At 64.0% G+C, this 303-nt stretch carries 1 pseudogene; it reads right to left on the bottom strand.

From position 1 onward, the window contains the following. Positions 1 to 303: pseudogene (locus DIE21_RS36990) on the bottom strand (hypothetical protein); the annotation flags it as partial.

Genomic DNA, 303 nt, shown 5'->3' with positions numbered 1-303 from the left:
AAGTGCCCGACGTACCGGAAGTGCCCGACGTACCGGAAGTGCCCGACGTGCCGGAAGTGCCGGAAGTCCCCGAAGTACCGGAAGTACCCGAGGTACCGGAAGTACCCGAAGTGCCGGAAGTACCCGATGTGCCGGAAGTACCCGATGTACCGGAAGTACCCGAGGTACCGGAAGTACCCGAGGTACCGGAAGTGCCCGAGGTTCCGGAAGTACCCGACGTACCGGAAGTGCCGGAAGTCCCCGAAGTCCCCGAAGTCCCCGAAGTCCCCGAAGTCCCCGAAGTCCCCGAACCACCGTTGGGGG

The organism is Burkholderia sp. Bp9140, from assembly GCF_003853425.1.
In the GTDB taxonomy this organism is placed as follows: Bacteria; Pseudomonadota; Gammaproteobacteria; order Burkholderiales; family Burkholderiaceae; genus Burkholderia.
The sequence above is the reverse complement of the archived record's forward strand: the minus strand, read 5'-3'. Positions and strand labels throughout refer to the sequence as shown.